The organism is Pseudomonas syringae group sp. J309-1 (assembly GCF_032582135.1).
Taxonomy (GTDB): Bacteria; Pseudomonadota; Gammaproteobacteria; order Pseudomonadales; family Pseudomonadaceae; genus Aquipseudomonas; species Aquipseudomonas quasicaspiana.
Map to the genome: position 1 here is coordinate 42,803 of NZ_JAWHNU010000008.1, position 14,180 is coordinate 56,982.

15 protein-coding genes and 1 pseudogene are annotated in these 14,180 nt (G+C 53.9%); 11 read left to right on the forward strand and 5 right to left on the reverse strand.

The window, feature by feature from the left end; translation table 11 throughout:
• Positions 1-23: 23 nt before the first annotated feature.
• Positions 24-359 carry an IS66 family insertion sequence element accessory protein TnpB gene (gene tnpB, locus RX972_RS06665; protein WP_059004149.1) on the reverse strand — a complete coding sequence of 112 codons (336 nt, stop codon included), beginning with the start codon at positions 357-359 and terminating at the stop codon, positions 24-26.
• Positions 356-673: an IS66-like element accessory protein TnpA gene (gene tnpA, locus RX972_RS06670; RefSeq protein WP_024649586.1), complete on the reverse strand. Its 318-nt coding sequence runs from the start codon at positions 671-673 to the stop codon at positions 356-358. The genes tnpB and tnpA overlap by 4 nt, the downstream gene beginning before the upstream one ends.
• A 167-nt stretch (positions 674-840) precedes the next feature.
• Here tnpA and RX972_RS06675 point away from each other — a divergent pair, with 167 nt between their 5' ends.
• From RX972_RS06675 to RX972_RS06705, 7 genes are all read left to right on the forward strand, one after another.
• On the forward strand, positions 841-1,053 hold the full coding sequence (locus RX972_RS06675) for a carbon storage regulator (protein WP_316873507.1): 213 nt from the start codon (positions 841-843) through the stop codon (positions 1,051-1,053).
• Between the two features lie 199 nt (positions 1,054-1,252).
• Entirely contained in the window at positions 1,253-1,654 is a 402-nt protein-coding gene (locus RX972_RS06680) for a hypothetical protein (RefSeq protein ID WP_316873509.1), read from the forward strand.
• A gap of 282 nt (positions 1,655-1,936) precedes the next feature.
• Complete coding sequence (locus tag RX972_RS06685; RefSeq protein ID WP_316873511.1) at positions 1,937-2,905, forward strand: hypothetical protein; 969 nt, start codon at positions 1,937-1,939, stop codon at positions 2,903-2,905.
• Between the two features lie 75 nt (positions 2,906-2,980).
• Positions 2,981-3,454 (forward strand): hypothetical protein, encoded by a 474-nt coding sequence (locus RX972_RS06690; RefSeq protein ID WP_316873513.1) that lies wholly within the window; start codon positions 2,981-2,983, stop codon positions 3,452-3,454.
• A gap of 85 nt (positions 3,455-3,539) precedes the next feature.
• The gene (locus tag RX972_RS06695; protein WP_316873515.1) at positions 3,540-3,752 is read left to right on the forward strand and encodes a hypothetical protein; all 213 of its coding nucleotides are present in this window, start codon (positions 3,540-3,542) and stop codon (positions 3,750-3,752) included.
• A gap of 359 nt (positions 3,753-4,111) precedes the next feature.
• Positions 4,112-5,218 carry an acyltransferase gene (locus RX972_RS06700; RefSeq protein ID WP_316873517.1) on the forward strand — a complete coding sequence of 369 codons (1,107 nt, stop codon included), beginning with the start codon at positions 4,112-4,114 and terminating at the stop codon, positions 5,216-5,218.
• 401 nt (positions 5,219-5,619) lie between these two features.
• Positions 5,620-5,853, forward strand: coding sequence for a hypothetical protein (locus tag RX972_RS06705; protein ID WP_316873519.1), 234 nt, complete (start codon positions 5,620-5,622; stop codon positions 5,851-5,853).
• Positions 5,854-6,052: 199 nt separating this feature from the next.
• Here RX972_RS06705 and RX972_RS06710 read toward each other — a convergent pair.
• Positions 6,053-6,343 (reverse strand): annotated as a pseudogene (locus RX972_RS06710) (DNA cytosine methyltransferase); the annotation flags it as partial.
• A 310-nt stretch (positions 6,344-6,653) separates the two neighbouring features.
• Here RX972_RS06710 and RX972_RS06715 point away from each other — a divergent pair.
• From RX972_RS06715 to RX972_RS29440, 4 genes are all read left to right on the forward strand, one after another.
• Positions 6,654-7,571, forward strand: coding sequence for a radical SAM protein (locus RX972_RS06715; protein ID WP_316873521.1), 918 nt, complete (start codon positions 6,654-6,656; stop codon positions 7,569-7,571).
• Positions 7,568-7,975 (forward strand): DUF6375 family protein, encoded by a 408-nt coding sequence (locus tag RX972_RS06720; RefSeq protein ID WP_042826170.1) that lies wholly within the window; start codon positions 7,568-7,570, stop codon positions 7,973-7,975. The genes RX972_RS06715 and RX972_RS06720 overlap by 4 nt, the downstream gene beginning before the upstream one ends.
• Positions 7,976-7,989: 14 nt before the next feature.
• Positions 7,990-12,024: a hypothetical protein gene (locus tag RX972_RS06725; protein WP_316873525.1), complete on the forward strand. Its 4,035-nt coding sequence runs from the start codon at positions 7,990-7,992 to the stop codon at positions 12,022-12,024.
• A 223-nt stretch (positions 12,025-12,247) separates the two neighbouring features.
• Positions 12,248-12,403 (forward strand): GrpB family protein, encoded by a 156-nt coding sequence (locus RX972_RS29440; protein ID WP_410478204.1) that lies wholly within the window; start codon positions 12,248-12,250, stop codon positions 12,401-12,403.
• A 235-nt stretch (positions 12,404-12,638) separates the two neighbouring features.
• Here the strand turns inward: RX972_RS29440 and RX972_RS06735 are convergent, their stop codons facing one another.
• Both RX972_RS06735 and RX972_RS06740 read right to left on the reverse strand, forming a co-directional pair.
• Positions 12,639-13,544: a hypothetical protein gene (locus tag RX972_RS06735; protein WP_316873527.1), complete on the reverse strand. Its 906-nt coding sequence runs from the start codon at positions 13,542-13,544 to the stop codon at positions 12,639-12,641.
• Positions 13,545-13,591: 47 nt separating this feature from the next.
• Positions 13,592-13,921 carry a hypothetical protein gene (locus RX972_RS06740; RefSeq protein ID WP_316873529.1) on the reverse strand — a complete coding sequence of 110 codons (330 nt, stop codon included), beginning with the start codon at positions 13,919-13,921 and terminating at the stop codon, positions 13,592-13,594.
• Between the last annotated feature and the right edge of the window lie 259 nt (positions 13,922-14,180).

Below are 14,180 nucleotides of genomic sequence, written 5' to 3' on the forward strand. Positions count from 1 at the left end.
GACCGATAGGCTAATGGCAACCGTTAAAGCAGTGTGATCGAGCCTCCAGAACCTGCGCGTTGCCATGGCAGACCCAACACCAAAGCCTGAAGTTGCTCGGTATCCAGTTCCATCTCAGAACCATGGCGAATGCCAGGCCAGTGGAACTTGCCTTGGTTCAACCGGCGCGCCGCCAGCCATATTCCGAAGCCGTCATGCACCAGAACTTTCATACGATTGGCGCGGCGGTTGGCGAACAGATAAGCGCAGTGCGGCTTCGCCGCACCGAAAACCGCGACCACTCGGGCCAGCGCTGTGTCGGTACCGGCACGCATGTCCATGGGCTCGGTGGCGAGCCAGATGGCGTCGATGCGGATCATTGCGAAAGGCTGCGGATGAAGCGGGCACAGCCGTCCGGGTCGGAAATGGGCCATTTGACCGTGATGGTTTGGCCGCCCAGCGGCAATGCGATAGCCACCGCCTCATCAGCGTGCCGCTTGGGCATGGGTTGCAGTGGTACAAATGCCGGAAGTGGAGCAACCGCCTTGTCGCGGTAAATCGGCAGCCACTTGCGAATAACGTTGGCGTTTATGCCATGGCTGATGGCGACGCTGGAAACTGACGCTCCAGGTTGCAGGCATTCCTGAACGACCTGGGCTTTAAAAGGCTTCGGGTAAGAGCTTCGTTGGCGCATGGGAATCCTGGCGATAAGGGTGATCGCGTCCGCTTAAAAATAGACGGACAACATCGCCCTTAATGCTGGAGTTCGGAAGGTGAGTTCGCCGGACGCTTACCAACCAAGTGCAAGATCAAGCATTCAGACCAGGTAGCTAGCTACCTTGCTGAGGAATAGGAAAAAGCATGCTAATTCTGACTCGCCGGCAAAGTGAAAAATTGATGATTGGTGACGAAATTGTTGTCGATCTTCTGAGTGTTGATCCTGGAATTGGGGCCGTTCGTGTAGGAATTTCTGCACCAGACTCTACAATTGTAGAAAGCTCAGACTTCGTCATATTAAGCGACAAAGATAAGCCCGAAGCTGTTGTTACCCACAAGCGCCGTAGGAGGATCTAGGGCTAAGCAGTCAGTCATCCTAGGCTGCATTGGTAGAGCGCCAATTGCCCATTGCAAAGTGTGTTTAGGAATACAGCAAATGGCGCTCTAACTGATGCCGCTTCAGACAGAGGAAAACTCCTCAGACCACTAGCCCGCCTTGCGGGCTAAGTGCGTAGAGAGGGACGGTTTTCGGTCCTCAGGGGTAGAGCAGTGAACAATGGATATCATCGCGCTTTTACAGCAAGCATTAGACGCTTCAAACAAGCTTCGGGACCTGGCTAAGAAGGTCGGGGATGCAGATTTCAAAATGCTCGTTGCAGATCTACATTCGGCCCTTGGTGACGCGAAACTTGAATCTGGTGAGCTGAAAATGAAGCTCGCGGCTGCTCAGGAGCAGATTGCTCTTCTTCATACACAAATTAAGCAGAAGGCAACTGGTCAGCCAACCTACACGGACGAAGGTGTATACAGCTTCGATGGAGAGGTAGGGAGGTTTTGTACCTCTTGTTGGGATGCCGGTCAGCTTCGAGTCAGGCTGTCTAATGTTGCACCTGATTTTCACTTTGCGGGCAAATGGATGTGTCCCAAGTGTAACGCGCACTACAGCCCTGAGGACTGAGGAAAATCAAATGACCATGCGCACCTACGAGTACTTCGCCTGCCCTAATGGGCACCACGGCGAAGAAAAAACCTCCGAAAACGATCAGCCCTACTCAAAAAGCTGGGCGCAGGTATCCATCAAAGGGATGACGGATGGTCCTAACGGGGCCTACGCGTGCACCGTTTGCGGTTTGCCAATGTCTTGTGTTCCGAAGCCTCTGTCCTAGGAAAACGCGGCGGATCTCCCGCACAGGTACACCACACTCACATCTGTTGCTGCTGGCCCATAAGGAAGTGAACCATGACAATGCTCGACAACGCTGTGTCCTCAATCCGCTTGGGCGTTGAGGACTTTAAAGCCATCCCAGCCGACGAGGCCCGTGCTCTGTCGGCGATCCGAAACCTCTCTGCCGGGCTGCTGTTGATGTTCAAGGTGAAGCTTCAAGAGCTGAGCCCGGCTGACTCCAAAGAAGCATTGCTCAAACAGCATGTGACTACAGGTCTAGATGCCGATGGCAATCCAGTTTGGGTCGGTAAAGGAGGACAGACAGTCGATGTCCGAACAATCCAAGAGCGCCTTAAGAACCTCGGAGTGGAGGGCATCGACTGGACCCTTCTAGAAAAGCTGACAACCATGCGTAACGATGTCGAGCACTACTATTCAAAGCTGCCTGCATCAGGTTTGGCCGAAGCCATGGCCGCTTCCTTCCACCTTATCCAGCAGTTCGTGCCTCGCTATCTTGACCGAACCCCAATTGAGCTCCTCGGTGGTGAACTCTGGAAGTTCCTGACGGCCCAAGAGGCTTTTTATAATCGCGAATTGAAGATTTGCCAAACAGCTAATAAGCAGGTGCCTTGGGGGCATGAGCTTCTAAGGAGCTCGTTTGAATTACTGCAGTGTCCTGCCTGTAGATCGCACCTTATCAAGCCCGTCACGTTGGTGAGCTCTGCATCGGAGATCGCCTTTGAATGTACCTGTTGCGCCTATAACGCCACTTATGCTGAGGCAGCTGAAAACATCGCGACAGAGCACCATTTACCTGATCTGTACTACGCCTTAACCAAGGGAGGTGAAGCCCCGCTGGAGCATTGCTCTTCGTGCGGACACTTCACCTACCAGACTGAAGAGTTCGAATGCATTCTATGCCTTGAGGACAGTCCTGGCCCGGCTTGCGCCGAGTGTGGCGCGACGTTGGAGTCGGAAATCGATAACGACGACGATATGACTCGGCTGTGCGGCATGTGCCGCTACGCCATCGAGGCTGACTGACCAACTGGTGGCGACGACTACAACGGGGCGAAAGCGTGGGTCGCTGTTGACCCCGATCAGGAATAGGAAAAATCTATGTCGACTTACTTGCTAGTCATCACACCAGATCGTATAGCAGCGGGTACACAGTCAAAGGTGTTTTTAGATTTAATCGGCTGCAATCTCGACCGCGACCCTCCTGCTGCGTGGAATGGCGTTATCAGTGGAAGCGACGGGAATACAGGCACTTTGTGGGTCACGTTGCTTCAAATGCAGGATGAGAAAGTCAACTATGGCTCCGACCTCACCGTGGTGTGGACGCCTAGCCCGTTGGATGAAACGGTTGATCCGCAACGCAAATTGTACCTTGCCCACCGTGACCAAATTATCAACATCATTGACGAACTCGCTATTGATCTCGGCACCGAACGTCCCCCAGAAGCAGCCTATTTCGGTGGCAGCGTCTGTTGGGTACTGCGAAATGCAAACACCTCGGTGCTTTCGGGTGACCTCGCAGGCGGTTATCGAGCGCAGTTCAAGCTTATAAACGGGGCGAAATCCAACAACTGATTCTGCTTAGGAAAAGGCCCAGATACGCCCAAGCCGTTGCGAGAAGGCTACTACGCCGGCATTGTTTTTGGGTATGACTCGCGAGATGAAGAGCATCCCTATGAAGGGCAGGAAGCCGCAGATTGGGAAAAAGGGCGGGTTCAGGGGCTGGCTGACATTTACAAGATGGAGTAATGCCGTGGCGCATTTTGGGGACGTTTACCAGGGCGAAAAATGGATAGACGAGATTACAGCCAGTAGCCCTAAGCAGGCAGTGGATGATGGTGGAATGCCTTTTGATTTAACGGATGGAGCATGAAAAGAAATAAGCATTCTATTGGGGTTGCCGGGATATTCCTGTTCTGTATTTCTCCAGTTCTCATCTTGGTGTTAGCACCGAGATATCCGACCATGATCGAGCGAAGAATAGAATCCACCAGATTAGCAGCTACATCGGTCTACAGAACTACGCAGCCTAATCATAGCAATGTGAAGACGCTGGAAATCATCATGCCGGATGGAAGAGCGTATGACGTGGAAACGTATCTGAATGCGCAAAAGAACGTAAATTTTGACTCAAATCCGTGATGGGAAGACCAAATTAAGTCGGTAGCATGGACACTTTCGGGATGTTGTCTCAAAATAAATTTTGTAGAAATGAATGCTTTAGGGATCTAAATGGATAAGATTTATGCGGTTCAAGCCTTCAGGGGGCTTGCAGCTTTGATGGTCGTTGCGTTTCACGGGCTGAGTATCCAAGAAAAGTACCTGCCGGGGTCAATGTTCCTTCCACAGATATTCAATCTTGGTCAAACAGGTGTAGACCTATTTTTCGTAATCAGCGGATTCGTAATGGTTGTGGTAAGTCAAAGTAAGGTTTACTCAACCAGAGGGATCGCAGCCTTCCTTCGCAACAGAATGTTGAGAATTTATCCGACCTACTGGGTTTACTACTTCTTGCTGCTTGTTGTTTTTTTGTCCGTGCCCGGCATAATCAATAGCTCTCAAGGTGGAGAGGTAGACTTAATTAAATCATTCTTTCTAGTTCCCAACGACAAACTTCCTTTATTGTTGGTCGCTTGGACGCTGACACACGAACTGTGGTTCTATCTCGTGTTTGCTGGGCTTTTAATGCTCCGCAATAGGATGAGGCTTGTCGGTCTTGGGGTGTGGTTAGCTGTAATTATACTGGCGTCAGGGTGGCAGTTCACCTCTCCGCTTCTACGTGTAGCTTTCCACATTTTTACCGTGGAATTCATTTTCGGAGCTTTGCTTGCCTATGCTTATCTAAGTTTACGATCCGAGAGGCTGGGGGGCATCATCGCGATCCTGGGCCTGGCTGTCGCTAGTATACTGCTGTACTTCGGGTTTTCGGAAGTTGCGAAAGGTAATGTTGATGTGCAGTCAAATATCTCGATTTCCAGAGCAATGTTTCTTGGAGGTGGTTTTTCTATACTTGTATTTTCAATGGCTATTTTTGAATCGCTGAAATGGGTAAGTGTTACTAATGCCTTGCGGTTTCTGGGTGATATTTCGTACTCTGTCTACTTGTCTCATGTCTTAATATTAAGCCTATTGGGTCGTGTCTGGTATGCATTAAATGCGTCTGGGACCGTTGTTGAGTTTCATGCTTCTGTATTTTGGGTGGCTGCGTTTGCTAGCGTAGTTATTGGTGGGTATTTGGCTTTTGCGCTGATTGAGCGTCCGTTGTTGAAGGCAACCTTGTACAGATTAACTTCAAAAGCCTCTACTGATACCAAGCAAGAGATTCGGCGTTCGTATTGATGAACTGGCGAATCCCAGCAGAAATCGGGCTACATCTGGCTAGCTGTCACATAGCAGAGTATGGCGGAATCAGTATTTCACGTTGGACATCGGTGATTCTTTAGACTGCTGTCCTCCCTGGTCGTAAAGCTTGGTACCTCGCTGGTTAACTGCGCACGCAGTGCCCCTGCAGTGCACTGGGGTGTGTGTTACTGCAGTGGTGCGCTTGGAGCTCCGCGTGGATCTAGGCCGTGACCACATGGCCGAAAGGTCACGAGAAATTCAGGTGCAAACGAAGGTGTCGCATAAGCGCCGACCATGAACCAAGCACCAAGACAAACTCCGATTGCATGCCACTGCTAACCTATGACAATCTGGTTTTGCCGGAGACGGATCAAGAACTTTTAAAATGAGGATGTTCTATGCCTTCAGTACAGGATTTACTGGCGGAATTACGCGGCATGATTATGGAGATTCAGACAGCAGCCCAGACACCAGGCAAGATAGTTACAGAGGAGGCTGAAAGCTTTGTAACTAGAGCAGAAACGGCAATAGCTGAACTTGAGCAAGGAGGGGGGATGATAGGCGACATCGAAGCTATCGGTGAGCTCACCGAACTCGCAGCAGAGGGTGCAGTTATCGTGCTGGCCTTGTAACGGTGCGATTTCTTTCGTGAGTTCGTTATTGTTGGTTTGAAGTTTTGGTCGTGTGCCTCACATCGCACGATCAATACACGGTTCCTCATGGGCCCTAGCGCATCTTTTCTCTCCCTATCAGCTAGCATCTCCGCATAACCTGCTTCCTGAAGGATCTAGTTGTAAGTCCGGCGCTACCCTATGGGTAGGCCGAACGGTCTCAAGCCCCCATCAAAACTGACTGGCTATGTTTTAGTCTAAGCATTTGCCCAATTGCAGTCGCTACCGCTTCGAAAGCGGCGTAAATGTCAGATTGACCCAGTATTTCGTGGGCGGTTGTGTTGGATACTCCGCTAACGATTTCAACGGGTATAGTTTTCGCTGTGGCATGCTCGATCACCGTAAGGAGTCTACTCAGTGAAAAGTTTGTCGGGTGGCGGATGAACGGCTCAGTTGACCTGGCTTTAGCATAGCCACGTCCAATGCAGCCACACGAGGTAGCTGGCTCGGTCGCCGCTACGAGCTTCAGGTACCACACGTGAAGGGTGCTAACAGATCTTTTGAGCACCGCCCGACTCTGGTCAACTCTGAAGTTCTCTTTCAGCTTGGCAGTATTCGGAACGAGTTAACGGTCGCTGCGTTCGGTCGCGCGGTGCAGGTCGTCTCGGACGAGTTCTTGGTGATCATAGGCGATCATGAGAGCTGCGTCCTCGATTGGCAGCACACGGGCTATAGGCGCTGATTCACTGGTAGGCCGTCTTGAGAAGATCGACGCGCTAGAATGTCATTTAAGGTAAAACCGCCTACGGTGACAAAATCTTATGAAGTCAAGAATCGGCCCAAACGGGGTGCATCTTTTCGATCGCGTTTCAGGCCTGAATGTCCTGTTAGACGAGTTGCGCCCGAAAGAGGCGATTTGGTCAACGTCCCCCCGCCAGGTATCCATTGCTCTAACAAATGTTTGCGACCTTCACTGCGCGTACTGCTACGCGCCGAAGCACAAGGCGTCGCTGCATACTGACCAGGTGCTCGGCTGGTTGAAGGAACTTGATACTGAGGGGTGCCTCGGCATCGGATTTGGCGGCGGCGAACCCACGCTGCATCCTGATTTCGTCGACATATGCAAACGAGTTGCAGGAGAGACTCAGCTCGCGGTCACATTCACGACTCATGGTCATCGCCTGACGCCACAGCTAGTCGAGCACCTCAAGGGCTCGGTCCACTTCGCACGCATTAGCGTTGATGGGGTAGGTCGCACCTATGAACAACAGCGCGGGAAGCAGTTCGCCAGCCTGCTCCGAGGCATGGAGTCGATTGCGACCTTGTCGCCATTTGGGATCAACGTCGTGGTCAACGAGCGTACGGTCGTAGAACTTGACGCGATGAGCGAGCTCGCGCAAAAGGTTGGAGCTAGCGAATTGCTGTTGCTTCCTCAGCAAGCAACCACCGCGGTTGCAAGCATGAATGGAGTTGTCGGCCGAGCACTTCAGGACTGGGTCTCCAGCTACAGAGGCAAGGTGCGCCTTGCGGTCAGTGAGGCAGGTGCGTCAGGACTGCCTACGTGCGACCCGCTCCCCGATGAGCGAGGCCTTCAGGCCTATGCGCACATAGATGCGTCCGGCATGCTTCGTGCGAGTTCTTACTCGCCCGCCTGCGTTAAAATTGAAAACTCCGGCGTTCTGTCGGCGCTTAAACGACTCAGAAATACCCTCGAGATCAACCGGGAGACTCAGTCATGAAGATTTGGAACGGATACGGGTCTGAGCATTCGATGAACCTGGTTCTCATCGGGAAGTTCAAGCGAGCGCAAGACGCCGAGAAGGTCGAGAGGGACATTGACAGGCTCAGCGCTCAGGCGTCTGAAGACGACGGCGACTCCATCCCTTTTGCTGAACCTGAGAATCAGAGATTTTCAGATGACATGCTTTCGTTGCTGGTAAGCCTAAACGTCCACTCCTTAGCACCAAGTGAGCTCGGACAGCTGGTATCAGATTATCGCCTAAAGCGTGAAGACGTTCGAATCACAGTAACGACCGATGAGGCTGACGTATCCGCATTCATGAAACTCTTCATTGAAGCCGGGGCGAAGGTCGAAGTTTTCTCAGCGCACGACTACCCGGCAGATTCAGACGACGCCATCTGACAAGGAAAACGCAGATGCCTGAAGTAAATTGGGATGTATTCAGCAAGCTACCCGGTGCGGCAGACGAAAACTTCGAGAAGCTTTGCCGCGCTCTGGTGCGTCGACACTACGGACGTTTCGGTCGCTTCAAGCAACTCGCAAACCAACCTGGCGTGGAGTTCCACCTCCAGTTGGCGGAGTCTTGCGGTCTTGGGGAACCACCACGCTGGATTGGTTGGCAATGCAAATGGTATGAGCTGACAAACGGGCAGGACTTGGGAGCCTCACGGCGCAGGATAATCGTCGAAGGCATCGAGAAGACGCGCAAACACGTCCCAGGTGTGACCGACTGGAAACTTTGGACACGCCACACCCTGACGAAGAGGGATCAAGAGTGGTTCTTCGCGCTTGAGAAAGACAGCTTTCCTGAGTTGAAGTTGGAGCTGCTGACGGCAACGGACATCGAAGACCTTCTTGTCGGGCCTGAAGCAATATTTCGAGAGACATACTTCGGCGAGCTTGTTCTGACGCCTCCGCTACTTGCTGAGCAGCACAAGCTCGCTGCGGCTCCATTCAAGCGCCGATATCAACCAGAAGTTCATGTTGTCGTTGAAGCCGAGGAGAAGATATTCAGGCATATGGGAGCCCAAGGTGCGTGGGAATCGCTGGATAAGCTCTCAAGTGCTCTGCAGAAGAACTGCACGGAAATTGCTTCGCTAACGGGTCAACTCAAAACTGAACTCAAGGCCGAAGTAGACTCGCTCTTGGTTCGAGCAAGCGAATCGGCAGGCCTGCTAGATGACCTGCACACAGCGCTTGGCAATGGCGACTTCGACACTGTACAACAGATGCTGGCTGCGAATCTGCCTCAACCGGTGCGCTACGACAGGCTACTCTCGAAGCTGCGTGGAGCCCGATCAGGCGGAGCACCGTTAGCCGCAAATTTGGTCGCGGACATCCATGCACTTTCCTCGGAGCTGCTTAGCCTGGAGCGGTCGATCGGTGTTCGAGCCGTGGCCGTTCTTGCAGCTGCGGGCGAGGGAAAATCCGAGCTTGCCGTCAAAGTGACGCAGCCTGATGGAGATCTCCCCGGCGGTGTCTTGCTACTGGGCAAGAATCTTCATGCAGGCCAGCGGCTTGACGATCTCGTGTCTGCCTTCAAGATAGCTGGTAGGCCGGTGGAGAGCTTCGACCGACTGGTTGAGGCCATTGATGCGGCGGGCCAGCGCGCAGGCAAGCGGATCCCCATTGTCATTGACGGTCTGAATGAGGCAGAAGACCCAAGAAACTGGAGGGATGAACTTGCCAGAGCGGAACAGCTTCTGGAGGACTTTCCGTACGTTCTACTGGTTGTCACTCTACGCAATGAGTTCGCGCAGATCTGCCTGCCGGAGGACTTTCCTCAAGTTGAGCACAACGGATTCCAAGAAGCCCCGACGACGGCCATCGACAAGTACTTCGAGTACTACAAGATTGACGCCACCGATGCGGACCTGCCAATCGAGTTCTTGCAGCACCCGTTGACGCTGAGAATCTTCTGCGAGGTGGCGAACCCTCGGCACCAGCAGATTGTCGGGGTGGAGGCGTTGCCCAATTCGCTGGCAAGCCTGTTCGAAGCGCACTTCAACAAAGTTGCCGAACGAGTTGCTGAGCTTTCAGCGACGGCGAATCGCATGTATCAGGATGAGGTGCAAGATGCGCTGCAGACTATTGCGGGTCTCCTCTGGGAGGGCAACGCTAGAAGCGTCGAGTTCCAAGCTGCTCGGACGGCAGTTCGAGACGTGGGCCGTTGGGACGCCAGCGTCATTCGCGCACTGGAGTCAGAAGGCGTCCTCGTTCGAACGACTTCTTCAGAAGGTGGCCAAGGAATTGCGTTTTCATACGACCTGATGGCTGGACATATGATGGCGCGCCACCTGCTTGCCAGGCCGGCCTTAGCGCAGTGGCTGCAAAGCGATGAAGGACGCACGCAGTTCCAATTCCGTGAGCCTGGAGCGCATACTTTCGCCTATGACGTGTTCCAGGCTCTAGTCAGCCAATATCCGCAACACTCTGGCAGGCGCCAACTTTGGCAAGACATGTCGGACGAGAATCTCGTTATGACTGCTCTGTCGTTGACGGCGCAATCAGACCCAAGGCAAATAGGGCGAGAAACGGTAGAACGGTTCGCGCGCGCAATGCAGGAGTCGAAGCAGTTCGCATGGAGAGCCTTCAAGAGACTTCGGAGTACCAGGGCAGCGCGAGCGCATCCGTATGATGTGGGTTTCTTGCATAGCGTGCTCTTGGCCATGCCCAACACGCAGCGCGATCTTTTCTGGACGGAGTGGGTTCGCGAGACGTCTGAGGAAATTGAAAACGATTTAAAATTCCTGTCGACCAGATGGAAGTCAGGAGACCTAGACGAGCGCGAGATTCGGCGGGCACGCTGGGTGATGTGGACGCTGACATCTACGTCCAGAAGCCTTCGAGACGTGGCCACCAAGACCTTGTACGAGTTCGCCGCCAAGCGGCCTACAGAGTTTTTCCGACTGGCAGTGGAGGCAATTGCCGTTTCAGACCCATACGTCCCCGAGCGGATGTTCGCCGCAGCCTACGGTACGGCGCTGACCACTTGGTCAGACATAAATGCTGTGGAGATGCGTGAGGCACTGCCGAGAGCCGCTCGCGAGATTTATCAGGCGATGTTCGCGCCTGGCGCGACGCATCCTACCTCGCATGCTCTCTATCAGCAGTACTGTCTGGGAACCATTGCCATAGCGAGGGCGGTTGATCCGGCTTGCTTGTCTGAGGAGGAGGCAGCTCATCTCCTTCCACCGTTTGGCCATCTGCCCAGTCCATTTGAGAACATGCAGCAGTACGACTTGGCGGTGATCGAACGCGCGAAGCGTGCGGCGATTCGAATGGACTTCGGCAACTACACGATCGGGAGACTGATTCCAGATCGGTCGAACTACGACGAAAGCAACCCAGAGTACCAGCGGGTGCTGGCAGCAATCGTTTCGCGGATGCTGGTGCTTGGCTATGACCCCGAGCAGTTCGAAGCTGCTGATCGGCAAATGAACCCCGGCCCTCGTATGGGAGATGACAAGCACAAGGTCGACAGATACGGGAAGAAATACGGCTGGATCGCTTACTTTGAGATGTGGGGTGTCCGGTACGCGCGGGGCCACCTTGCCGAAGAGCGCAGTGCTCGTCCCTCAGATGCGGACATCGACCCGACGTTCCCGCTTGAGGCCGCGAGCATCGACCTGCCGCTTCCAGCCTTGTTCAGCGGTCAGCCTACGGATACTGTCGACTGGATAGTGAGAGGTCCGCAACCCGACTATCGTGGCATCCTAGAATTAGCGGAGATTGATGGCCTGACGGGGCCGTGGATCGTACTTGACGGGTTTCTCGAACAGAACGCCCCCGCTGATGACAGGCAGGTCTTCACCTTCCTCCGAGGTGTGCTCGTGGACAGCAGAGAAGTCGACCGCCTGTGTACGTTGTTCACTGGCCTAGATTACCCGGGCAATGACGCCATTCCGGGCGAGCCAAGCTACTACTACACCTATGCGGGTGAGATGCCTTTCTCTTCAATTCCGGGACTCCCTATCACTGATGAGCAAGAAGGCGACGGCGCCGAATACATCGTGTCCGCTGATAGATGGTCAAACGATGGCGTCGCGGTCGACATCCCAGTGCAGAGGTACAGCTGGGAGAGCTACCACAGCGTGGTGAACCAGAACAGCGGTGCATGCCTGCCCTCTAAACAGCTCTGTCAGTCTTTGAGTCTCAGGTACTGCGACAACAGATGGGACCTGCACGATACTGCAGGCGTGGCGTCCCTGTACCGCGAAGTCGGCGAGTATGGCTCGCAGGTCCGTGGCTTTTTCAGCTATCTGCGTCGTGACCTTCTTGATAGCTACTTGACGCAGTCCGGCAAGGTGCTGGTATGGCTGATGTGGGGAGAGCGTGGCCTCCATTACCGGTCAGTAGAGGTGCAGAACTTGCACGAGTACTACGCGGACTACCAGAATATTCACAAGCGTACTCACATCTATCAGCCTGCTTCGAGCACTCAATCGTAGACCTAATCAGGAGTGGGGACACCGCCACTCTTGTTTCACGTAGCCGCGCGAGAAACAGGCTCTTTCACCGCTCGGTTTCCGGGGAATTCGAGAGAGCCGACTTTTTCAACAGAATCGGCCGATAGCAGCCGCTCTCTTCTTGAGGGACAATCCGGCGCATTACCTATTTGCCTCCAAGGAACGGACATGGCAAAAACTATCAGGACTTCCCCTATAACCCTGGATGGCCCGACCGCTTCCAGCAGACAAGTCACTCATTGCCTCAGCCTTTGGCGATGAACTTAACGACATCCACCACGTCACTAGCACAGCTGTTACAGGGCTCGCGGCCAAGCCTGAGATCGATGTTCTCATCGAGGATGGCTTGCATCGCAATTAGCTGGCGCAAGACGAGTTGTTGTTGGCGTTGGGGTATGTTCGAGGCAGTGATCTATCGGAAGGGCATCATTTATACCGGCGCAACGTGTATGGGTCCGCACCCACAAGCTCCACGTTTCCAGACGTGGCCACCTTTCGATCATCCACATGCTGGGGTTCCGGGGTTTGCTCAGGAACGATGCATTGATCCGTTTGCTATATAAGGACTCCAGAGCACTGCCACTATGCGCGCAACATCACTCCTCCGGCTGCTCTTGAACCCCCAGATCTCGATACCTTTGCTTACCCCACACGCGAGGATCTGGAGTCACCTCAATCACCGTGGTCGGCGGAGTATTGATACGAAACCCTGGCTCCATTATTGCCCGCATTTCGAGGTACTGGCCGAGGAAGGCGTCGTACGCCAAGCGGGGCGCGTACTGCACGTTTCCTTTCTGGTCCACTGCCTCGCCATGATAGAAAAAGTCCACACCCTGGGCGAGTGGCAGTGACAGACTGGCGATAGGCTTGTAGTCACCCTCATAAAGCGTGAGTCGCAACTTGGCCCCGGTCCCGTACAGCAGCCCCATTTGTTCGGCGAACCAGTTGATGTATCTGTCGCCGTTGATCCGTGTCGGTTCGACAGGCAATGTATAAGCACTATTCAGGCCACGGTTTTTACGCAGGCGGCTGGCCATGCCATTCAACTCCAACCCTTCACCGAACTTGATGTCGACCTGTTCTCCAGCCTCGATCTTGATTGGCTTGTTCACTGAAAGCGCAGGCCACAGCAAGTTCCTGGAGCCGTATGAGCCGCCGCCCTTGGACAGATTTGTCGCCTGCAATATTTCCCACTTGGCTGCTGTCAGGACAATGGGCGCCGCCGTGATATTCGTCGCGCGCACGGACAAGAAAACCTGCTCGTTAACAGATTGATTGTCACCGCCGGGTCGTCCGAATATCGGAGTCGGGCTAAGCCAAGCCTCTGCAACAAAGAGTCTGCGGCCCTGGCTCGCGGCAGTGATGTTGGTCAGGCGTTCCAACGCTTCTTTGGTGATACCGATGCAATAACTTGTCCCCGAGGCGCCCGCACCGCTGACGATGGACGAGCATGGGCCTGTGGTCTGCATATTTGGTGACTGCGCCAGGGCCAGCTGAGGCATCAACAGCACCGAAAGCATCATCGCTGCACGGCGAAGTTTAGCCCCCCTCATGGCCGGGTATCGACTGTGGACTTAACCACAGCGCCTTGTCCGGTAACGATCGGCGAGGCCGCTCCGTGGGTGGACATTCCGTCCTTTACAGGGGGTTGTGCAGGCGCCGATTTAGTTGGCCCGGTGACGTGGACCTCGACCTTCGCGTCAGGTGCGGTAACGATGGGAGAGCCGTCGTTATGGGTGGCAATAGATGGGGCCGGTTGCTCCGCCGCATCGAGTTTCACGCCGACTCCAATGCCCTTTGCATCAATCTGCAGCCCGCGATTTTGAACCAGTGATGCAGCGACCACTAGTGCGACCACAACGACCAGCAAGATAGCCATAATCGAGCTCTTGCGGCTGCTTCTCCCGCGCGCACGCGTTCTGTGCGAGAAGTTGTTCAACTCCAAACTCCTGTAAATGATGGGTGCGGTATCCGTACGGCCGCTGCACGCAGCGGCGGTTTCAACTACTTGCGAAGCTCACGAGTGTATATGAGCACACTCATTGGTGTTCTCTAAATCTTCATTGCTCAGTTTGCAAGCCTGCGGCAAGGAATAGGGCAGGATGGGCTATAAACAGAGTGTGAGAGCGACTCGTTAT